This window comes from Paenibacillus amylolyticus (assembly GCF_050990605.1).
Classification (GTDB): domain Bacteria; phylum Bacillota; class Bacilli; order Paenibacillales; family Paenibacillaceae; genus Paenibacillus; species Paenibacillus amylolyticus_H.
On record NZ_CP158832.1, the window covers coordinates 4,525,851 to 4,550,549 of the forward strand.

Consider the following 24,699-nt stretch of genomic DNA (forward strand, 5'->3'; position numbering starts at 1 on the left):
TCAGATCAGCTCGTCGTAGAGCTCTTTCATTTCGGCAAGTGCTGCTGGGACACGCTCACTGAACCAGGCAACATCCTGCATATCGAGCAGGATATTCGGATACATCCGCGAGAGCGTAGATACCAGAACACCGTGCTCAGCAAGCTTGCTATTTAACAAAATATCAAAAGACATCAATTCAAACGTATAATCAGCCGTATCCGTAAGCGGCTCCGTGCAACAGTGATAAGAAGCACAGCCAGACGGACCCTGAACAATTAAAGGCAGACCTACCTTCACTGCTTCCTGGCAGAGTATGTCATGCATCATCTCAGCATGGCGGTTCATGCTGTTCATCGCCTGTCCCCCATTGCGGCCCAACATTTCCAGCGTAGCTTTTACAGCAGCTGTACCTAATGGATAGCCATTAAACGTACCCGCATGAATTACTTTTTTGTCTACAAGCAACTTCATGATATCCGCTCGGCCAACCAGGGCTGACACCGGAACTCCGCCCCCGGCGATTGCCTTCCCAAGTGTAGTCAGATCGGGCGTTACACCGAATAACTGTTGGGCACCCCCCAGTCCCATCCGGAATCCTGTTATAATTTCATCAAAAATGAGCACGATCTGGTACTGATCACATAACTGTCTGACTTTTTGCAGATAACCCGGAGCAGGCATGACTCCGCCTCCATTTACACAAACCGGCTCCATGATTACTGCTGCAATGTCGTCTCCATGCTGGCGAAATAGTTCCTCCAGACAGGCTGAGTCATTCCATGGCAAGAGGTAGGATTGAGATTCCATGGCATCCCTTGCCCTCCCCTTTGTTCCTTTCATGTCACCAGGATAGTCTGAAGGTACAGGCGGACCTGTACGTGCAGTCTTGCCACCCATAATATTGTCCGCATTGCCATGATAATGGCCTTCAAAACGTACAAAGCGATTTTTGCCTGTCCACGCCCGGGCAAGACGAAGTGCATTCTGGACAATCTCCGTGCCTGATAATCCAAAACGAATCATCTCTGCTGAAGGTACATATTGATGGATCAGTTCCAGAGCCTCTGCATCCAGATCGCAATGACTTACGGAAAGAACACGGTCAATGGTCTCCTTCAGACACTCGTTATACTCCTCGTTGCCGTGACCAACAATGAGGGCCCCAAAGCGGGCATATAGATCCAAATACTCGTTGCCGTTCATGTCCGTCACTCTGCTTCGGGAAGCATGCTTGAAATGGAGCGGCGTCTCTTCCCAAGGAAGGTGAAAATTATAGTGCACACCTCCAGGCAGCCATTGTTTCACCCGCTGATTGTACTGCATCATCTCCGTGGTCATCCCTTATCGCCTCCCCCACTTGTCTGGTTTACTGCTTCATATCGCTCCAATAACCTGAACCGATCTTGCGGATCATCCAGCGAATAGGCTGCAGGCAAGGTCTTATTCTCAGCCAGCATATTTCTTACGCTCTGGCCTGGACCGATATCGATCCATACCGTCGCTCCTAGATTTTGAACTCGTGCCAATGCCTGATTCCAGCGAATAGGTTGCAAAAGCTGGCTGCTCAGCAGCTGAGGAATGTCCTCGGCTCCGCGAATGAACTCACCATGTACTGTAGAGCATATGGGAAACACCGGTGCAGAGAAGGAAATTCCTGCAAGCATCTCTTCAAGCTCAGGCTGAATGAATTGCATCAACTCGCTATGATAAGGTGCATCTGCCTTCATTGGCATCATGCGAAAAGGAATGAACTCCCCACCGTAGCCATCCACCTGATCATCCAGCAGTTGAAGACCCTTCGCAGTACCTGCGACGACAAACTGTCCCGGTGAATTATAACCGGAGATCGTTACATACTGGTTCTGACGAATATTCTCGACTAGTTCTTCAAGCGCTTCTTGGGTTATATCAACAACAATACCCGCTCTTCCTTTTTGCTCCTGAATGGAGCGATGCATCAACGCACCACGCTGAGCTGTAAAACGGATTCCATCAGCAAATCGCAATGCTCCCGCCGCTACTAAAGCCGAAATCTCCCCCAAACTATGACCTACTGCATAATCTGGAGTCATTCCTGTCCTGCGAACAAATGAGTCAAATAGAACGTAGCTTGCTGTCAGTACAGCAGGTTGAGCATATTCAGAGACCGTCAATTGATCCAGGGTCCCTTCCATAACCAGTGCCTTCAAATCAAATCCGATCACCTCGCTCGCTTCCGCAAAGATCTGATTCGCCTCCGGCTCACTGTCCAACAACTCGCTGCACATTCTGATATACTGGCTTCCCTGGCCGGGAAATAGTGCACAGAACGTCATACGCCACCGCCACGCTTGTTATAGGCTTTTAATCCGTAATGCGAGATCATCTCCTGCTGCATCTGAGAAGAACCTTCAATAATCTCCAGAATTTTGGCTTCCTTATACAGCCTGGCAACAGGATATTGGTTACTAATTCCGTTCGCACCATGCACCTGTAGTGCATCGCTTGCAACTTCAACAGCAACTTTGGACGTAAAATATTTGGCGATCGTTGTCTCCATGGCGGCTTGCGGGTCCTTGGCTTCTCTCAGCTCGGCTGCCCGTAAACATAATGCTCGTGCTGCATGGACTTTTGTCACCGCATCTCCAATCATGCCGCGAATCAGTTGAAAATGACTCAGCTTCTGATCAAATTGCTTCCGCTTCCTTGAGTAAGTCACCATGGCATCCAGCGCTTCCTGCGCAATCGCCAGCCCTGCCCAGGCTATGCTATATCTGCCCTGGTCCAGTGCTCCGGTTACGATGTACTCAAAACCTTCATTCAGACGTCCAATAATGTGACTCTTTGGTACACGCACCTCATGGAGATCAATCTCAGCTATACCTGTCTCTCCGGCAACCATGACACCTTCAATAGGTTTGGTCTGTACACCCTCAAACTGGCGTTCGACCCAAAAAGCAGTGCTTCGTCCCTGATTCGAGGCAATAATGATAAATACATCTGCCAGATGTCCAAACGTGATCCACTTCTTTTTTCCATTCAAAACATAACAGTCCGATTCTTCTCTCCACTCGGTCTTTACACTTTTGGCATCCGAACCAACTTCCGGTTCAGTCAGGCCAAAGGCAGCAATCCATTCTCCCTTCACCAACTTGGGCAGCCAGGACGATTTTTGCTCAGGCGTTCCGAAACGTACCAAAGTTTCACTTACAAGTGAAGTATGTACCGTTAACAAGCTGCGAACGGCTGGAAGAGCCTTGCCAAATACTTCAGTCAACAGCCCGTACGCCTTAGGACCGAGACCCATGCCGCCATATTCAGCCGGGATCGAGGCAGCCAAGTAACCTTTTTCAGCCATGGCACGGATCAATGTTCTGGGAATGGCTTGCTGCTCCTGAATCTGTTGAGCATAAGGACGAATCTCACGGGCAGCAAACAATTCAGCTTCATGAATAATCTCTTGCTCCTTATCCACTTCAATCATTCGGCAACCCCCTCTTGAAGAAGAGATTCATTGAGATAGGCAGCAAACTCGGCAATTGTTTTGTATTCAAACAACGCAACCGGACTGATGTCAACTTGAAGATGCTTACGCGCACGGTTAATGATCTTGAGCGCCTGTACAGATGAGACACCTATTTTCAAAAAATTCATCTCTTCATCGATATCCTCTGGCTCCTGATTCAACGCTGCAGCAATCTCGCTTTTGAGAAAAAGCTCAATTTCTTCTTTTGTCATATCATGACCTCCGTTCCCTGATTCACATCTATCCAATGAACATACGGCTCGAATGGATGTGCTGGCAGATGTACAATCTGGCCAGAGCCATTCGGATGTAACTGTTCCCAATCCAGCGCAGCACCACGTACATAAAGCTGTCCCAGCAATAAAGCAAGCTGATCCTCCATGGCAAGTGTCGGCTTGGCAGACAGACGGATGAAGCTCTCCTTGCCACTGTATTCAAGCTGCTGCACTGTCTGATCTGCAGCAATCATAATTACAATGTCGGCGTTTGCCATCTTGCCAGGTGTGACTTGCAGACTGTCTAACGTCACTCTGTTGTTCACTGGAATGGATTGGCTTGTATGAGCGCTGTGATGTTCCTCGTCATCCAGATGTAAGCTGGATACCAGTTCCTCTCCTGCAGCTATTCCTCGAATCTCCTGAATGGAAGGCACCAGACGTACAAGTGTCTCAAGCAAGGTCACCCAGTAGTTCAAGGTTGCTACCATATCTTCATTAGAATCGTCTGGCCTGATTACTTGACGTGCATGAGCTTCATCTTCTCGGCGAATCTCATGCCCCCCAACCACAATACTGACACGAGCAGCTCGGTTTCTAGGCTTGAAGCCAAATTCCATCTCTTCAATGTTCCACTCTCCGGTTGAGCTGACAGTTACTGCTGCACGATACCGATAATGTTTTCTATATCTGTTCCGGGTAAAACAAAGATCCTCTGGTGCCAGGTCCGCATGTTTCTTCACATATTGCTCCGTGTTATCAATCAGCTTTTTTAAAGCCTGCTCTGATTTGGCAGAGAACGTTAACAACTGACCGCGTGCCGGGGCATCTGCACGGACAGGGGCTTTCCATTCTTCCAGCACAATGTGGGCATTCGTACCTCCCAGGCCAAATGAACTGATGCCTGCCTTCCGCGTTTTCCCTTCAGGTACATCCCACGATCTATGCTCGCTAACGATATGGAACGGCGATTGGTCCAGTCGGAGGGCCGGATTCGGATTATCCATATGCAGACTTGGTGCCAGTTCCCCATGCTGCATACTGAGCAGAACCTTGGCAAGACTGGCTCCACTGGAGGCTGCAAATAAATGTCCAATATTGGTTTTGACTGAACCTAATCCAATCGAATTGTCGCTTGGATATCCCTTTTCCCGGAACAGTCGGAGCAAGGCATTCACCTCAATTGGATCTCCAATTCTTGTCCCCGATCCATGTGCTTCAATATAAGAGACCTCGCTCGGGTTTAGGTTGGCATCGCGATAAGCGGCACGGAGTACCTCATATTGCCCCTGAGGGTTGGGTGCCATAATGCCCAAGGAATATCCGTCGTTATTCACCGCTGTCCCGCGAATCACACCATAAATATGCTTATTGTTGCGAACTGCCTCTGTTAGCGGCTCCAGATATACCACAACAGCACCTTCCCCCAGGACTGAACCATCTGCTTCCCTGTCAAATACCTTCGTATGTTGAGTGGAAGAACAGATTCCAGCATTGCGTGATAGTTGATGAACATGCGGTGTAGCCAAAATGTTCGCTCCACCTACAACTGCCCCAGAGATACGCTTGTCCTGAATGGCCGCCACAGCTTGCGTCAGTGCTACCAGAAAAGAAGAACATGCCGTATCTATGGACAGTGCCGGCCCTGTAAAATTGTACATGTGTGAAATGGAGGCCGCTGCAATATTGGACATATTGCCTACCATAGCGTGAGAATGAACAGCCTTTCCAACACTCCGGTTCATATAATCAACAACCAGATCGAAGTATGTGCTTGGGTTAATTCCTACATACACACCCACATCACGCTTATCGTCATGGTCCACGAGCATCCCCGCATCCTCCAGCGCCTCATGAGCAACTTCCAGCAGCTTGCGATGCTGCGGATCCATAAATGCAGCTTGTTCAGACGGGATTTCAAAGAACTCATGATCAAACGTATCCGGTTGCTTCAGTTCCCCAATCCAGTCATCCCAATCGGGTTCCTTGGAACGTGTTGCACGCTCTAAGCTAACCCGGTCAACACTATCTAACCCGTTAACCAAATTGCTCCAGAACTGCTCTTGGGTGTCAGCATCAGGCAGACGCAGAGACAGTCCGGTAATAGCAATAGCACGATGTACATTCAGGTGATTATCTGTTGTTACAGCTTGTTCAAAGTGCTTCGTCTCTGCTGGAAGTTCCTGCAGATATTCCACCATCTCACGTACTGTACTGCAAAAAACAAGTAATTCTTGTCCTAACTCACGCCCGATATGTGCAGACAGCTTGTCGAGTAATTGATAGGAGAGTATGGAATTGCCGCCTAGTGCAAGAAAAGAAGTATCCATCTCAATCTTTCCTGCGGGCAATTGAAGAATTTCAGCCCAGGCTTTACGTACGGTATGCTCCAAAGACGATGCGGAAACCGTCTCGTGTCGTTGCTGTTGTGTGTTTTCGCGAATCAGCTCTTCAATGGCCTCGATGTCTTTGTTAAATACTCCACGCTCATATTCGTTTCTCAGCATGAATCGCTGGACCTTGCCACTCGTGGTTTTGGGAATAACCTTGATTGGGAGAACATGGTTGATCTCAATACCCAATCCAGCCCTCATACGTTGGATCAGATCCTGTCGTACATCCAGAAACTGTGGAGTGCCCGATTTGTATTTAACAAATACAAGCAGCTCCTCTACTTGTTTGAGGCTGTTAAAGTGCCCGACTACCGTCAGATTTCCTCTCGGAATGCTGCTATTCTGGTACAAAATTTCTTCAAGATCATGTGCATAATAGTTCTGTCCCCGAATAAACACGATGTCCTTGATTCGTCCGCTTACAACCAGGGAGCCATCAGCCATATAACCCAAGTCTCCAGTGCGAAGCCACCCATCCACATACATTTCACGATTTATCTCCGGAAGACTGTAATATCCGGAGGTTACCGATTCTCCACGGATCTGGATTTCGCCGACGACCCGCTCATCCAGCACTTCACCCTGTTCATCCGCAATCCGGATTTGAATTCCTGTCATGGGATATCCTTCATGGACAAATTCGATCACATCCGAAGTATGGCTATCACTGCCAGGCAGCTGGACTGGCACAGCCAGTCCTTCCTGCACCAGCCGCGAACGCGAAATACGTTCAATTCGCGGCTCTTCCCCCAGTCTGGAGGTACATACACCTACTGTGGCCTCGGCCATGCCATACGCAGGAAACATCATATTGGGACGATAGCCACAAGAGCTGAATTTTTTGACAAATCGCTCGATAACAGACGTTGATATAGGCTCTGCACCATTCAAGGTCATACGCAGTGAAGACAGATCAAGCGTTGAGAGCTTGGAATCCGGGATCTTCTGAACCATCCATTCGAAACCGAAATTGGTACAGCAAAACCATTTTCCCTGATGCTCCGTAATCTTGCGCAAGAACAGATAAGGCGACCGTACGAAAGTATAAGGTGACATCACCATGATGTTGGCTCCACTCAGGACGGGTGTCAGGTGCTGTCCAAATATCCCCATATCATGCGTATGCGGCAACCAGGTAAACACATTATCTCCTTCTTCGGCTCCAAGAAAAGTCTTGCATGCAATACTGTTGGCGATAATATTGTGATTTGTTAACTGCACGCCTTTGGGAATTCCCGTGCTTCCTGATGAGAACTGTAGGAACACAATGTCATCAGGAGAGGTTGGGCATAGATCAGCCATCTGCTGGCCTGCTTGAAGCTGGTTCACGCTAATCAACCTAAGACCTTTGAATACCGGACTTTCCGCAAGCTGCTTATACTTGGGCATGTAGGCTTCCTCGACGATCACTACCGGACACCCGAGTACATCCCACACTTTCGTGAATTTCTCCAGACCGGCTGAGCCTGGTTCCCAGGCAGCCGGAGGACTAACCGGGGCGACAATAATGCCCCCCAGCATACAAGCCCAAAATGTCCGGTAAAATTCCTGTGACTGGTCAATCTCCAAAATAACGACCTGTCCTTGTTGAATGCCTTGCTCCTGAAGAGACTGCAGGTACTTGCGCGCCTGCATCAGTAATTCAGGATAAGATTCAAACTGTTCATCACCTGAAGAGCTGATATAGGTCATTCCCTTTTCTGGATGAGTATCTGCAATGTAGATTAGCATCTCAGCCACTGTTGAATAATGCTCTGGCACAATCAGCTCGGGTCCTCGCTGTATGGATTTACTGGACATGTTGCACCTCCATTGCCTCATTGTGAACTACCACTTTCACATCGCTACCAAGCTTGTCATCAATCAGCTGTTTCATACGATTGATATCCAGACCAGCCTGACAGTCCAGCTGTACGTACAGACACTCTTCGTCGTAGTGAATAACCCATTCAAATTGGGCGAGTCCCGAATTCGAATCTTGGTCATCCGACGACTGAGACGACACTGGGATCACCTCTCTGCTGGAGATGAAGCCTTGATAATTAAACAGAATCATCTGACGCGGCTCCTGTTCTGCTTGCCTGTAGGCAGTTCCCAATGGTTCCTGTATGCCATCATATTGTGCCGAGAGGGAAGAATCATGTGTAAGTGCCATAAAGTTAATGCAGTGTCGCTTCGTAAGCTCCAGACGTTTCAACAGATCATCCTGTGTGAATTCACTGTCTACCAGAACTGGAATCAGATCAAGGAATTCTCCCACATAATCATAGTAGGTCTCTTCGCCATACTCCCTTCCGTAATGAACCAGGGCTATTGGCAATTCGCTTATGTTCAGATAAGCCGCAATGATGTTGGCAAAAGTTTCAAAGCATGTCCACCAAACATCTGCAGGCTCCTTCCCTGCAAGGGACAACTCCACAGTCATCGCTGAAGGCGACAATGTTTCCATTTCCTTCAACTTGTTCATGACGGTGGTGTTACATCTATGCCATGCCTGAAGTGAAAATTGTTTCTTCATTTCATCTTCAGATACCCCTATGGGGCCTTGAGACAGAAAACTTACATAATCCTCATAATTTCGTACTTGGTACAGAAGATCGCCCTCGATCTCTACACCTTGCTGTCTGTATAATGCCTTCGACTCAAGTTGCTGTTTGATGATTTGGGCACTCATCCCATCAAACGCAAGGTGATCAAAACTCCAAATCAGCTTATGCTCTGTGGCTCCTGTACGCAAAATACAAAGACGCCAAGGCAGTTCCTTCAACTTATACGTTTTGTGTAGCAAAGACTGAACCAGTTTGTACTCCAGCTGCTCCATTGTAGCCGAAGCATAATGACGAATATCAAGATATGGGATAAGCTGTTGCAGCATGTCCGCCGCTAACGACATATCACATGGATGCCAATACAATTGTTCTTCCTCATATATCATGCTGTGCAGCAACTGATGCCGGGATATAACCCCAAGGATCAGGTGTTTTACAGCTTGTTCATTTAATTCGCCTTCCAGCGTTGTTGTAAATCCGCTTGCTCGTGAAGTCGTAGAAGCATGTGCTTGCTGAATTGGAGATAGGGGGAATCGCCCCATAGGGGTCATGCCCGCCATAAAAGATGAAACCTGATTGCAGCTGTTTAAAACGTGCAGGACCAGGCTGTCCAGTTGTTTCTCATGAAGTGTTATGTCCTGTGGTATGACTATCGGGGACTGAATATGCAGGCTATCATCTGACCAAACTGACGCCGGAGGAGTAATGTCTACCAATTTGGCAAGCCCTCTAACTGTCGGATATTGGAATAATTCGTTCACATTGATGGCAATTCCTTCTTTTGACAAAATTTGAGTGAATGCAATTGCTCTAAGTGAATGCCCCCCATTTTGAAAAAAGTGATCTTCCACACCAATGCCTGGATTACCGAGTATCTGTCGCATGGCTGCAAGAATGACACGCTCCGTTTTTGTCCGAGGTGAACTCACTTCCAGAGACCTCTGCTGCTCTTCAACCAAACTCTCGGACAATGCTCTTCGGTCCACTTTACCATTGGCATTAATCGGAAGATGATCCATTCGAATAATTCGTGCAGGCACCATATACTCCGGCAGTTGCTGGTGAAGTTCTCTTCGAATAAACTCAGCATCTGCCCCAGTGTTGCTTGTATAAAACGCGGCAATGTATAGACTTCCTGATGTTTCTGTAGCCGTCATGACATAGGCATCACGAACTCCCGAAAGACGCTCCAAGCAATTGCCAATCTCTGATAACTCAATGCGAAAACCTCTAATCTTGACCTGGAAATCCGAACGTTCAATAAAAATCAGACTGCCGTCAATCAGACGTTTGACGATATCACCTGTCCGATACATTCGTTCTCCCTTGCGGAAGGGATCATCAAGAAAGTGTTTTCGGGTAAGATCCTCACGGTTAAGATATCCAATACCCACCGCATCTCCACTGATATACAGTTCACCTGGAACGTTGGGTGGCACAGGCTTCAGCTCATTATCCAGAACATACAAGGCTGTGTTGGACAGGGGAAAACCTATAGGCAATGATCCAGTATAAGGCTCTGTTTGCTCTAATAAGTGGTAGGAGGCAAAAAAGGTTGCTTCCGTTGGTCCATATCCATTTAATAACCTGCCCGGCCCCACACATGCAAGCGCTTTGTTGGCATGACTCACCGATGCAGCTTCACCACCAAACATCACTCTACGCACATTCTTCAAACATTCAGCATCCCAATCCACCAGCATATTAAACAAGGATGTTGGAATATAAAATACTGAAATCCGTTGCTGTCGGATGACATCAGCCAAACGAGCCATATCCAAAATGGTCTCTTTCGAGATTAATACAAGAGTAGCTCCATTCATAAATGAAGCAAAAATATCGAAAATGGAACCGTCAAACGCATAGTTAGAAATTTGCAGGATACGATCTTCCGGCACGACGGTGACAAAATTACTATTTTTCATGACTTTGGTCACATTGCGATGACTCATCACAGTCCCTTTCGGGGTTCCTGTTGACCCTGATGTATAAATGATGTAAGCCGGGTCAAGAGCAGTCTTGTTCATATGTTCAACGGGCTCCTGCATGTCTCCTGAATCAAATGCTGCCAGTTCATCTGCCGGTACGATACAAGGAACTACAGATTGCCATGTCGAGACGTAAGCAGTTTCAGTCAATAACACAGCCGCATCGCAATCTTGCAAAATAAATTCAACTCTCGATGGCGGCGAAGCCGGGTCGATCGGGACATAACTGCAACCCACTTTGAGTGTAGCAAGAATACTGATCATCTGGATCGGTCCACGGTCCAGAATGAGAGCAATACTGGAGCCTGATTTTACCCCTTGTCCAAGCAACCTGAACGCCAGCCACTGAACACGTTCATACAGATCCGCATAGTTCCATTCACCGTCTTCCCAGACCAATGCTGTCTTCTGTGCATGTACATGAACTTGTTCCTCGAATAATTGGGAAATGGTCGCATCTCGCGGATACTGAGCGGCATTATCATTGACTCCGTACAGCAGCCATTTCTCTTCCTCCGGTGTAGTGAGCTTAATCTGTCCAATTCGTTCATTATCCCCTGTTATGATCTGAGACAGGATATACCGGAATTTATCCAGCATCCGTTCCATGGACTCCGCTTTAAACAAATCCGAGCGATAGTCAAGTTCAACCGTGTAACATTGCTTATGCTCGACCAGTGTCCAAGTCAGATCAAATTTGGCATCCACCTTACCTTCCACCCATGGTTCAAGTATCATTTCCCCGGCTTCAGGATCATCGGTCCCCATATTAATGTAATTTAGCACCACATCGAATAGGGGGTTGCGGCTTAAATCACCGAATAGACCGAGTTGTTCCACCAGTGCTTCATAAGGATAATGCTGATGCTTATAACAGGATAACAGCTTGCCACGCATCTCATTCAAATACGCCTCTGTGGACCATTCTCTGTCCATGCTGGTGCGAATGGCGAGCATGTTCACGAACATCCCCATAACGTTATCGAGTTCTGGTTTCTCACGCCCAGCAACCGCTGTACCAACAACCAAGTCGTCTTGACCCGTATACTTCCAGATTAATAGATTCAAAGTTGCCATGAACAACATGTAGGGTGTAAGCCCTTGTTGAGTGCAGAAATCATTGATCTGTGTGCTTAACGACTCATCAAGTTCAATGGAAAGTCTGTCTCCCCTGTAGGATGACGCACCATGTCTTGGGAAGTCTGTAAGCAATTCAACCGGTGCAGGCATGTCCTCGAATTCCCGTATCCAAAACTCGGCGTCTTCAACAGATTGTCCATGTGACGCAGCTTCATCACGCCATTCCGCATAATCCTTATACTGAATGTCAAGAGATTGCAATGTTTCTCCTCTGTACATGCGTGCAAAATCCTGCATCAGGATCGCAATGGAACTCTGATCCGAAATGATATGGTGCATGTCGATGAATAAGATGTGTTCCTCTTGAGAAAGGCGAATGAGCTTAACACGAACCAATGGTGCGCTGGTCAGATCAAAAGGCTTGATCCATTCCATGACCTGCTCTAACCCTGCTGTTTCTAATTCCAGCAACTCCACAACGCTTGGAACCTGATCCTCCACAATTTGGAAAAGCTCACCGTCAATCATTTCAAACCTGGTACGGAATGCTTCATGTCTCTCTACCAGTGCATCCATTATTACTCTGAATTGGGCAGGGTCAAGTTTCCCCCTTACCCTATAGGAACTGGCGAGATTGTACGCCGTACTCTCACCTTTCATCCACTCATGCACCACATACATTCTTCGCTGTGCAGAAGTGGTCTTATATTTCTCTTTCTTAGTTACGGGCAAGATTGGGTTCACTGAATCAGAGTCACTTGTAGCCTGATGTTCAACAATCCATTGGACCATGTGTTCAAACACAGAATGATCAAAAACCTCTTCCAGCCCCAAATTTAATCCAAACATTTCTTTAATCCTCGACGCCAAGGAAATCGCTTTTAATGAATGACCCCCAAGCTCAAAGAAATCATCTTCAAGGCTGACTGCCCCATTACCAAGCAACTCCTGCCACAATTGCGACAATACATGCCTTATCTCCTCACCAGTCCGTTGAACCCTGACTTTCCCGGATGGAGATTGCTCTAATACTGCGTTAGAACCCGCCGCAACCTGCGACATACCTGCAAGCTGATACAACGCAACATCATGTTGATGGACAATGGGATCAAAGGAATACGTCGGCAGGGAGATTTTTTGCCTACGCCCCGTTCCGTTTAATTGTTCCCAATCCAGCTCCATGCCAGAGCACCAGCAAAAAGCAAGTACTTTCATTAAATAGACATCTGCCTCAAGCAAGCTCTGACGATCTCCAGTAAGAGCAATGATGTTTGGGTCTGAAAATGAATCCGGGGCTATTTGTTCTGTATCCTGCAGCTGATTCGAAACGATCCACAGCGTATACCCAGCAGATTCAGAAAGAGTCTTGCGATTTAGCAAGGTAAACAAGAGATTTGGAGATAACAGTGGTGCAATACTCGACGCATGGTCTGTTACAGTTGCATCTGTCATCCTTCCTGTCAATGCATCTGACAATGCTCCTTCTTCTAGTGACCAATCCTCCAGATTGTATAAAAGCCCCACGGCATGTACTGAATCAAGTGCATCACTAATAACCAACCCCACCAGTTCGCCAACGCCCTGTCCACAGACAGCATCCGGCTTGATACCAAGCTGCATCACGGTTTTATAAAGAGCATATTGCACAACAAAGCACTGCATGCGCCCAAGCCTTGAATCGGTTAACGATCGCCCTATGCCTTGGCGAATGGCATACTGTTCCTTGGACTCAAAGAGGTTCAGTATCTCTTCAAAGTGCTGTTTGAATATCTCTGAGACCTGGCTGCGATACACAGAAGCATATAGTTCCCGAATCTTGCGCGCTTCCCAACTTGCATTCCCGCTAAGGTAAAACATGACCTTAGGCTTCCCATTCATCACACTTGCCTGTGTCTCAAACTCTACAGACTGCTCGCTTGGCGGAATATAACCGTCCACAACGATTAGTGCTTTACGATGAATGAATCTGCTTCTTCCCTTTTGCAGAGTCCACGCAGCATTGGGCAACTGCTCCGGCAATACATGAATCGCCTGTAGGACTGAATCGTACGTGCGTTCCAGCGCAGATTCACTCTTGGCCGAGAAAGGCAGCAGAAGCAAAGATTCATAATTGGCTTGGCTCTCTTGGACGGGCGGCTGCTCCAGAATGACGTGAGCATTGGTCCCCCCGATCCCAAACGAACTGACACCTGCTCGCAGGATATGCTTCGCGTCTTCTAATGACTGTGGCTCCTTGTTGATATAGAAGGGACTATGCTCCAGCTCCAACATTGGATTCGTCCGATTCATGTGAATCTGTGGCGGAACCACCCGGTGATAAAGCGTCAATACGGTTTTAATAAAACCGGCAACACCTGCTGCCGCATCAAGATGCCCAATATTGGCTTTCACAGAACCTAAAGCACAATAATTTCTACGATCTGTTCCCCATGACTGCCTGAGCGCTTCGATTTCAATCGGGTCCCCCAGTTTGGTTCCTGTTCCATGCGCCTCCAGATAGGAGATCTCTTTTGGAGACACTCCCGAACGATGCAGGGCAGATTGAATAACCTTGACCTGCCCGGCCACACTCGGTGCCGTATATCCAATTTTGTCCATGCCATCATTATTAATCGCTGAACCTTTAATGACTGCATAGATATGATCTCCATCTCTCTGCGCGTCGCGAAGTGACTTGAGCACAACCATTCCGCATCCATTACCAGACACCGTACCAGATGCCTGCTCATCGAACGGTCTGCAATGACCATCCTTTGAATAAATCATGCCTTCATGCCAGTGATAACCTTCTTTGAGCGGATAGGAGATAGAGACACCTCCCGCAAGTGCCACATCACACTCTCCCCGAATCAGCGATTCAGCAGCTTGGTGGATAGCGACCAAAGAAGTCGAACATGCGGTCTGTACGGCCATACTCGGCCCTCTCAGATTTAATTTGTGAGATACTCGGGTTGTAATATAGTCCTTTTCATTTAAAGTCATGGCTTCAAAAGCCTGTAGCAAATTACCGGAACGACCGAGAAATTGCACCATCCATGGTAAGCTCAGTCCACTTCCGGCAAACAATCCTATAGATCCCTCATAACTGTAAGGGTCACACCCGGCATGCTCAAGCGCCTCCCATGAGCACTGATGCAGCAGCCGTATTTGCGGATCCATCATGTTGGATTCCTGATGCGGATATTCGAAAAATCCGGAGTCAAAATACTCCGTATCTTGCAGTACACCTTTGGCTCGTACATAATCGGGATGTTTGAAGTCTTCCGGTCGTACACCCGCAGCGGTTAGATCCTCCTCATTCAGACGGGTGATACCGTCCTTACCTGCCATTAGGTTATCCCAGAACTCATCAATATTTTTTGAACCGGGAAAATGCCCTGCCATGCCAATGACTGCGATATCCGACGAAGAAGAAATTCTGCTACTGTGTTCTGAAGCCAACGAGATACTCTGTTCTGGTCTGCTCTGCTCCACTTTGCTGTGTTCAACTGTGCTCATCACATACTCTTTTGGAGCTGTTGTCAGGTCCGGGTTCGTAACAGGATATCCAGCCGAAGCGATATGCCCGCTCTCCTCTCGTACCTGTTGGATAACTGTCGGCAGCATCTGCTCAGCCACCAGATGATTGACCAGTGATGCAATGGAGGAGTGCTCGAACAATTGCACCAGCGGAACGCTTTTATCCAGATAGGCATTCAGCCGATTATTGATCAAGATAAGCCCCAGCGAGTTGCCTCCGATGTCAAAAAAGTGATCATGGATAGTAACTGTATCCAGATTCAATATTTCCTTCCACGTTGCAATGAGCATCTGCTCCAGATCAACTTTTGCCCGCTCCATTCCTTGAATCGATGAGCCATAAACCATAGCCGGATTAGCCTTCTCTCCCGTTTCAAAATCAGCCAGACGAAGGGCATTGCGATTCAGTTTGCCATTAGGCAGCACAGGCAGATTTTCCAGACGAATCAAGCGAGAAGGCATCATGTACTGTGGGAGCCGCTGCTTTAACCAGGTCCGAAGCTGTACATCTTCATCTTCCATAACGGACGGCCCAATCCCAGGCTTCAGACTGTAGAAAAGGATTAATTGCAATGAATGTGGCTCGGCCCCTTCTACCTTAACGACAGCCTCTCTTACTCGTTCATGGTTCATCGCTGCCTGCTCAATCTCGTTCAGTTCAATCCGGTAGCCACGAATCTTCACCTGCTGATCCAACCGTCCCATCAACTCAACATCCCCATCCGGCAGTATACGGGCCAGATCGCCAGTTCGGTACAAACGGCCTCCCAAAACATTGGAGTTTGCCATGAATCGGGCATCCGTCTCAGCTGCATTGTGCAGATAACCGCGGGATAATCCTTTTCCTGCAATGCACAGCTCTCCATAGCTGCCAGGTGGCAGTATTTCACCTTCATCATTCAGAATATAAATCTCTGTATTGGTAATGGGCTTGCCAATGGTAATCGCGGCTGTGTCATTCAATTCTTTGGTCGTTGACCAGATCGTAGTTTCCGTGGGTCCATACATGTTAAAGACTCGAGCAGGCGTAAGCCGCTTCAGATCGGTGAGGAGTCCCACAGGGACATTTTCCCCTCCGGTAAGCACACACCGCAGATTGCCCAGCGCCTGAGCGAATTCCGGATTTTCGACAAATGCCTTAATGCGTGAGACCGTGCTAAGAATGTGTGTAACACCATGTTCACGTATTCGACGTGATGCAAGAGCCGGGTCAAGCTGCTCCTGCTCACTGGCGAGATACAGCGAATATCCGGTGCATAATGGTGTCCACACTTCAAATCCGAAAATATCAAAAGATATGGTCGTTACACTGATGATGCGATCTGTCTCATGTGCAAAAATATGTCGGTGCCTGATGTCCTCAACAAAATTGACCATCGCCTCATGAGTAATCATGACCCCTTTGGGACGCCCCGTCGATCCTGAGGTAAAAATCACACAGGACAGGTCCGAAGACAGGAAGCTTATGTCCGGGTTAACGGATGAGCGCACATCCTGGGCAGTTGGATCATACACGAATCGCTCTCCGCTAAAAGTCACTGTATCTTCTTCCTCAGGGGTACACAGCAATACGTTCATCCGGCTGTCTTCGATCATATTCAGGATACGCTGCGGCGGAAAGGCAGGGTCCAGAGGCACATAAGCCGCCCCAGCTTTCAGCACCGCCAATAGCATAATGATCAACGATTCATCTCGTCTGGATAATATGCCCACAGGCTCATCTCGGCGCACACCTTGATCAATCAACTTCCAAGCCAGCGTATTAGCTTTCTCATTAAGCTGCCTGTAGGTAAAAGCGGCTCCGGATGATACAAGGAGAGCTTTCTTGTCTGGTGTTTGCTCTGCCTGCAGCTCGAACAGCCGATGCAGACCACCCGCAGGATTGTAATCCAGACGTGGACCAGCAAGTCGATGGACTGGGTGCTCATGAGAACGTCCGTTACTCTCAAACAGTTCGCTCAGAGACAGATTGGGCTGTTGAACAACTTCTTGGCACAGTCCGATAAACTCCTGCATGAAATCTTCAACTGTGTCCCGACGGAACAGATCCAGCGAGTACTCGATATATCCTTCAATCACCTGCTTCTCCCTGTTTTCTTGACAGGTCATTAACAGATCATAAGTAGACGTACCCGTCTCCACCGGAAAAGAACTGAATTGCAAACCATGAAGTTCAAGTCCATGCAAATCCATATTCTGATAATCGAAACAAACATCAAATACCGGATTACGGTTCAACTCACGAGTCACGCCCAGTTGTGCCACAAGCTCATTAAACGGATACTCCTGATACGCAAAAGCATCCAGTGTATGCTGTTTGAGTTCGCGTAAAAAATCAGTGTACGTACGATCAAACGTTGGAAAATTTCGCATCGCAATCATATTGACAAACATGCCTACCGTCTCTTTCCACTCCTCTTGCATCCTTCCTGCAACAGGCGTTCCCACTACAATATCCTGCTGACCTGAGCGGTGAGCGAGAAGAAGATTCCACACACTTAGCATTACCATATACATGGATGCTTCCGATGAGGAAGCCAGCTCGTGCAAGTGTTGTGTCAACGAACGATTTAACGTGAAATGTAGACGTCCCCCTTGCATAGATCGCTGTGATGGACGCTCATGGTCAAGTGGAAGCTGCAGCACAGGTAAAGAAGGGCCAAGTTGGTCCAGCCAGTACGTTTGATGTGCATTGTATTCCTGTGAAGCGAGACGCTGCTGCTGCCATACCGCGTAATCTTTGTACTGCAATCGAACTGCATGCTCTTTGCCAAAATATAAATCATTGAAGTCACGTGTGATGATTTCGACAGATGTACCATCTGCGATAATATGGTGAATATCAAAGAATAGCAGATGCTTGCGCTCGCCTATCTTAATCAGTTCAACCCGCATAAGCGGAGCACTCCCCAGATCAAAAGGACGAATCAATGTCTCGATCATCGCAGGCAACTGTTGGTCATCTGCCACATGCTGCTCTGCATAGCCCATACTTAAGCGAACCGAAGGTTGGATGATCTGAACGATCTGACCACCCCGTATCTCAAACGATGTTCTGAGCGCCTCATGATGCTGCATCAACTGCTGCAAAGCAGCCTCAACTCTTATACGGTCCAATTCGCCTTCAATAATGGTTGCAGACGGTAGGTTGTAGGCCGTATTGCCTGGATCAAGCATCGCTTGTGTGAACATACGCATCTGTGCAGAAGAGATTGGATACGCATCCATAGTGGGTGCAGATTGAATCGTCTGTTGGTCCACTTTTGGTTTCGCCGTGACATACAGATGCTCCGCCAGTTGAATAGGCGTTGAATGATTGAAAATATCTGCTACCTCAGGCTGAATTCCTAAATGAGACCGGATCCATGCAGACAAGCTGACTGCTTTGAGAGAATCTCCTCCGACCGCAAAGAAATTAACCTCTTCCTCCAGATCATCGATGCCAAAAATCGTTCGATATGCGTCCAGGACAATCTGTTTCAGTTGATCGGAACCACCTGTATAAACTGTCCCTTTTACTAGAGTAGAGCCACTTCCCTTACCCTGCTCTGCATGCTGCCTATTATCCCCGGGACCCATACCTTCCGCTGCTGATAAGCCAGAAAGAGAAACACTGACAGGATAGGATTGTTTGTTGAAAACATAAGTAGGCAGAGAGCATTTGCGTCGTACCGTCTGCCCTTTGAGTACCTTCCAGTCCGGTTCAATGCCTTCGCACCATAACTCCGCAAGTCTGCGGTTCACATAGATACTATCCTGCTCCGTTTCCCTTACGTGACGCAGCATATTCAGTACCGTCTGGGAATCTCTTGATTGACTGTGCTGTCTGGCAAAGGAGCTTAGCGTTCGTCCTGCACCTACTTCAATTAATACAGCCCGCTCATCCTTTAACACTTCAGCCAGGTTTGATTCAAACAACACCGGTTGTAAAATATGACGGGACCAATAGTCAGGTTGTGTGATTTCATCTCCAAGCGCCCATGTTCCACTGGTGTTGGACAGTAATGGGATCTGTGGCGTATGAAGTGAATGCTCTGCTAAATAACATCTAAATTCCTCAGCGGCCTGATTCATCATTGGCGTATGGAATGCATGGGAAGTCTTCACACGAATGCACTTCCAGCCCAGTCCTTCAGCCTTGGCTTCCATTCGTGAAATGGCTTCAGCTGTCCCACCAATCACGCTGGAACCTGTAGTATTCACCAGGGCAAGCCACATGTCTTCTTCCAGTTGTGACTTCACCTGCTGTACATCCGCCATAATGGCAAGCATGACCCCGGGTTGTTGCTGCTGCATCAGACGTCCGCGAAGTCGAACCAACCTGACAGCGTCTCCGAGTTCGAATACACCCGCTACCGCTGCGGCCGCCAATTCACCAATGCTGTGCCCGATCATGCCATCTGGCTTGATGCCCAGATCCAGCAGCGACTTGGCCAGCGCATAACTGGTCATGAACAGTGCGAATTGGCTGTACTCCGTCTGGTTTATTCGCTCAGGCTGCTGATCCCCGTATACAACGGACAGCATATCTTCTCGTTCTTCCGCAGGCAGAAGGTCCAATATTTCCTGAATATAACTTCTGAAGATTGGAGCTAGGCCTGCTTGCTCTGTAGATCTGTATAGTTCTGCACCCATTCCCTGATACTGACTGCCTTGTCCGGGGAACATAAAGTATACGGGACGGGTGCCTTGAGCTGAATGATATACGCGTGCTTTCCCCACCTGCTGTATCAGCTTGTCCGGATCATCCTTCCATGTCTTATCCAGAATGAGAGCCTTACGATACGCAAAAACAGATCTACCTGATTGCAAGGTCCACGCTGCGTTCGACACAGATTGCTCCGGATGTTGAGTCAGAAGTTCCATAATCCGTTCAGCGGTGCGGTTCAGCGAGTACTCTGTTTTGGCGGAAAAAAGCAATATATTTACGTCATCATCCGGACTGCACTTCTCCATCTCGGGAGCCTCCTCCAATACCATGTGAGCATTCGTGCCCCCCACACCAAATGAATTGATTCCTGCGCGCATGACTCCAACATTGCCCTGTTTCCAGTCCACCCCTTGTGCATTGACTTTAAATGGGGTACTCAAAAAATCAATTTTGGGATTAGGCTGCTCATAATTCGCTGTTCCAGGGATATAACCTTGTCCAAGACTGAGCGCTACCTTGATTAAACCAACCACACCTGCGGCTGTATCCATATGTCCCACATTGCCCTTGACCGAACCCAGATAGCAAAATTGCTTTTGGTCGGAAGCAAAGGCACGAGTTAACGAGTTTACTTCAATTGGATCACCAAGCAACGTTCCCGTACCATGTGCTTCGATATAACTCACCGTTTCCGGGTCTACTCCGGCTACCTTATAAGCATCCTGAATGACTTCAGCCTGTCCGCTTACGCTTGGAGCAAGAAAACTGAGTTTCTCTTGTCCGTCATTGTTAATTGCTGAGCCTTTGATGACCCCGTAGATATGATCTCCGTCCCGCAGAGCATCGGTTACCCGCTTCAGCACCACAATTCCCATACCATTGGAGAAGACGGTTCCACTGGCTGCCGCATCAAATGGACGACAGTGACCATCTGTGGAAAACATCATGCCATCTTCAAATATGTACCCCCCTTCATTGGGTAACTCCACGGTGATCCCCCCAGCCACGGCCACATCACATTCTCCAACGATCAAGGATTGACATGCCAGATGAGGTGTAACCAATGAAGTAGAACATCCCGTCAGAGCGGTATAGGCCGGCCCTTTTAAGTTCAGCTTATAAGCCATTCGGGTAGCGAGAAAATGATTGGTGCTGAGGGTAAATGCTTCGTATTTACTGCTATAGTTAGCATCGTTAAAAAGCACTTGACGGTACCATTCGAAGTCATCGGACCCGCCAAGGAACACACCCACTTTACCCGCTTCATCGGGTCTGCAGCCTGCATCCTCCAGCGCTTCCCATATTCCCTGGTACAAAAGTCTGAATTGGGGAGACATCATTTTGGCTTCACCGGGAGTATAGTCAAAGAACCCTGCGTCAAACTCATCGATGCCGTTGGCACGTCCTTTTGCCTTAACATAACGAGGTGAACGCAGCAGCGACTCCTCCACGCCAATCTCCCTCAATTCATCATCACTATAAAAGTGAATGCTTTCCCGCCGTTCAACAAGGTTACTCCAAAACTCCCTTATATCCTCAGCGCCCGGCACATTCACCGCCATGCCCACAATTGCAATGTCCTCACGCATAATGCCGTCTTTTCGTTGAAACAATTTTTCCCGTTCAGTCGGTATCGGAAGTCTCTCATCTTTCGGACCCAGCGCGGCAAATTGACGCAATGTCGGGCATTCGAAAAAACGAGGAACAGGGAACTCCACATCGGTATAATGTTTTAGTTTATTGTGAGCCTGAATGACAGAAAATGAATTTCCGCCCAATTCAAAGAAATGGTCATCGCGCCCTACTCTCTCAACACCGAGCACTTCGGCCCACACTTCGGCTATAACCTTCTCAAGCTCAGAAGACGGGGCGGTATAGAACGTACTGGAAGCGTGAGCATGCGTAATATCTGCCATGAGTGCCTTCCGGTCAATCTTTCCACTGCTATTCAATGGAAATTCGGATTTATGTACAAAAACGGATGGTATCATATATGCCGGTAACAAACGAGACAGATGCTCTCTCAATTCGACAGAAGGAAGCTCCTGCTCTGACAGATAGTAGGCATACAACAAGCCGGACCTACCTTCAAATGATTTCATCACTACCACGGTCTGAATGACACCCGGATAGGATGACAGGGTATTCTCGATCTCGCCTGTCTCCAGTCTGGCTCCCTGAATTTTAACCTGGAAGTCAATGCGTCCCAGATATTCGATCGTGCCGCTTGGGAGTGAACGCACCAGATCACCTGTGCGGTACATGTACCTGAAATGCTCTGCGTCCTGTCCTTCTTGAAAGAAAGGATTAGGGACAAACTTCTCTCGGGTCATCTGTTCCAGATTCAAATATCCACGTGCAAGCCCAACACCGCTAAGACAAAGCTCCCCTGGAATACCTAATGGCTGAAGCTCATCATGATTTCCAACGACATACCATCTGGACTCATTGAGCGGGTAGCCAATCGGTACATTGCCCAAGCCTTCGTAATGGCTTAACGGATAATGAGAAACCCATATGGTGCATTCGGTTGGACCATATACATTTTCAAGACTTGCTCTCATGCCTAACCTGTTAAATTTCTCAATGATGTCTGGCGTGACTGCCTCTCCGCCAACAAACATCCATTTCAGCGTGTCCAATGCTGACAGATCGGAGCGAAGCTCCATCGTTTCCAGAAAAAGACGGAATAACGTTGGAACAAAGTTGATGTGCGTAACCTTATGTGATGCCACCGTAGACACAATACGAGAAGGGTCTTTTTCTGCTCCAGGCTCAAGAATACTTAGTGCGCCTTCACCCATGAACCAACCGAAAAGTTCCGTGGCCGACACATCAAAGGTATATGCTGTTTTCAGCAAGTAAACATCCTGAGCCTGCATTGGAAAACGACGCTCCAGATCAAGCAGTGTATTGACTACGCTATGATTTTCAATCATGACTCCTTTTGGCTTGCCTGTTGATCCGGATGTGTACATGATATAGGCAAGGCTATGCGGATTCAGCGCCTCTTCGAGATTTGAGGCATCCCCCGTATAGGCCTGATCTCCCTCAACGTAGATGTACTGGACATCCAGCGTCTCGTCATCTTTTTCGGGCTGTATAGCCAGCACTATGGATATGTCTGCATCCGATATAATATAGGCCTTTCTGGATAAAGGATAGGAAGGGTCTACAGGCACAAAAGCACATCCGGCTTTTAATACAGCCAATAGGGCAATGACCATATCCAAGGAACGTGGCATCTGCAAGCCAACTGCCGCGTTATCACTTTTTTTACTCGCAACGATCTGTCTAGCCAATTGATTCGCTTTTGCGTTGACCTGCGCATAGGTTTGATGCTGCTTGCCTTCCATTAGAGCTACCCGCTCCGGGAAACGTGCTACTTTATCGTGAAATATATCCATAATATGTTGTGGAGTGTAGGGAAAATAAGAAGTTTGATTGAATCGATACAGTAGGTTTTCTTTCTCATCCTGCATCAGGAGGCTGAACTCACTGATTTTTTGATCAGAATTGGTTACTAGTTGATTCAGCAAGTATAGAAATCGTTGGCCCATTCGTTCCATTGAATCTTCACGGAACAAGCTCGGTTTATATTGCAGCTTCAACTGAGCACCTTGCGGTAAACGACTCAACACCACCATTAGATCTCCTGGAAACGTAACCTTATCCTGATCCAGAATACGAGTTCCGAGCATATCTTCCTCATAGGAATCATAAACAAAGGAGATATCAAACAACGATGGTGATCCGGGTTGAGCCTGTAACACGCTGTCTCTGACAATGAGGTTATTGGGATATCCGATGTTCCTGTACGTATCCATCCAGGTTGTGGCTACTTGTTGCAGCAGAGGTTTTAGAGTTGATTCGAGGTCAATATGGAATCGCATGGGCAGCATATGGACAAAACACCCAATTGTTTCTTCCAAGTCCATACCGGGACGATGAGAATATGGGGAGGCAAAGGTGATATCGTCTGTACCGACATATTTACTCATAAGAATGCCAAAGGCACCCATAAAGAACATAAAAACGGTTACTTCATTTTCTTTGGACACCTGTGTAATATCAGCCATTAACGATTCCGAAATATCAAATCGCAGTTCATGACCAATTCCTTCTTGTACAGAACCTGCTGGAAAGTCGTGCTTCAGAGAAAGAGGTTCCGCTCCCTTCATTTTGTTTAACCAGTAAACCCGCTCTCTGGAGTACTTGTTTTCGTGTAGTTTCTTGTTCTCTGCCTCAACATAAGAGATGAATCCTTCATCCAGCATGACATCCACAGGCTGATCTTCAAGAAGACACGTATATGACTGGATAAGTTTGTTTCTCATCAGTTCAAGCGATATCCCATCACATATTAAATGATGTATACATAAGGTTAGAATATATCGGTATTTATCCATTTGAACAATCATTATACGGAACAGAGGACCTTTCTCCAGCTCAAAAGATGTCCCGATGCATTCATCCACCAGTGCTTCTAACTGTTGTTCCTTTGAATTCTCCTGATTCTCGCTACTTAGGTCCCACAAGACAAGTGAATAATCCATATCTTCATGAACGGATAACACGGGTACATCATTTTGGATCTCAATCCGAGTACGCAGCACCACTTGCTCATACATAAGCAATTCGATGGCCCGGCGAAATATCTCCATTTGAAGATAATCAAATTGTATTGAAGCTGAGATGTTATACGAAGTGGGATCATTCACCTGACAATCAAAATAGATTCCCTTTTGTGTTTCGGAAAGTTCAACGGTTTTTTGTACCATCACGACCACACCTCATCGTTTAATTGAGATTCAAGC

Annotated in this window: 6 protein-coding genes; all 6 read right to left on the reverse strand. The window is 47.5% G+C overall.

What is annotated here, in order from left to right:
* Genes ABTV53_RS20185 through ABTV53_RS20210 form a run of 6 tightly spaced genes read right to left on the reverse strand, consistent with a single transcriptional unit; the run spans window position 1 to window position 24,663 of the window.
* A complete protein-coding gene (locus ABTV53_RS20185) occupies window positions 1-1,320 on the reverse strand; it encodes an aspartate aminotransferase family protein (RefSeq protein WP_433745696.1) in 1,320 nt (439 codons plus the stop codon).
* Complete coding sequence (locus tag ABTV53_RS20190) at window positions 1,317-2,297, reverse strand: ACP S-malonyltransferase (protein WP_433745699.1); 981 nt, start codon at window positions 2,295-2,297, stop codon at window positions 1,317-1,319. The genes ABTV53_RS20185 and ABTV53_RS20190 overlap by 4 nt, the downstream gene beginning before the upstream one ends.
* Entirely contained in the window at window positions 2,294-3,445 is a 1,152-nt protein-coding gene (locus ABTV53_RS20195; protein ID WP_433745702.1) for an acyl-CoA dehydrogenase family protein, read from the reverse strand. Before ABTV53_RS20195 ends, ABTV53_RS20190 begins: the two co-directional genes overlap by 4 nt.
* Window positions 3,442-3,699 carry an acyl carrier protein gene (locus ABTV53_RS20200; protein ID WP_036668520.1) on the reverse strand — a complete coding sequence of 86 codons (258 nt, stop codon included), beginning with the start codon at window positions 3,697-3,699 and terminating at the stop codon, window positions 3,442-3,444. The genes ABTV53_RS20195 and ABTV53_RS20200 overlap by 4 nt, the downstream gene beginning before the upstream one ends.
* Window positions 3,696-7,895 (reverse strand): beta-ketoacyl synthase N-terminal-like domain-containing protein, encoded by a 4,200-nt coding sequence (locus ABTV53_RS20205; protein WP_433745706.1) that lies wholly within the window; start codon window positions 7,893-7,895, stop codon window positions 3,696-3,698. The genes ABTV53_RS20200 and ABTV53_RS20205 overlap by 4 nt, the downstream gene beginning before the upstream one ends.
* Entirely contained in the window at window positions 7,885-24,663 is a 16,779-nt protein-coding gene (locus tag ABTV53_RS20210; RefSeq protein WP_433754294.1) for an amino acid adenylation domain-containing protein, read from the reverse strand. The genes ABTV53_RS20205 and ABTV53_RS20210 overlap by 11 nt, the downstream gene beginning before the upstream one ends.
* Window positions 24,664-24,699: the final 36 nt, after the last annotated feature.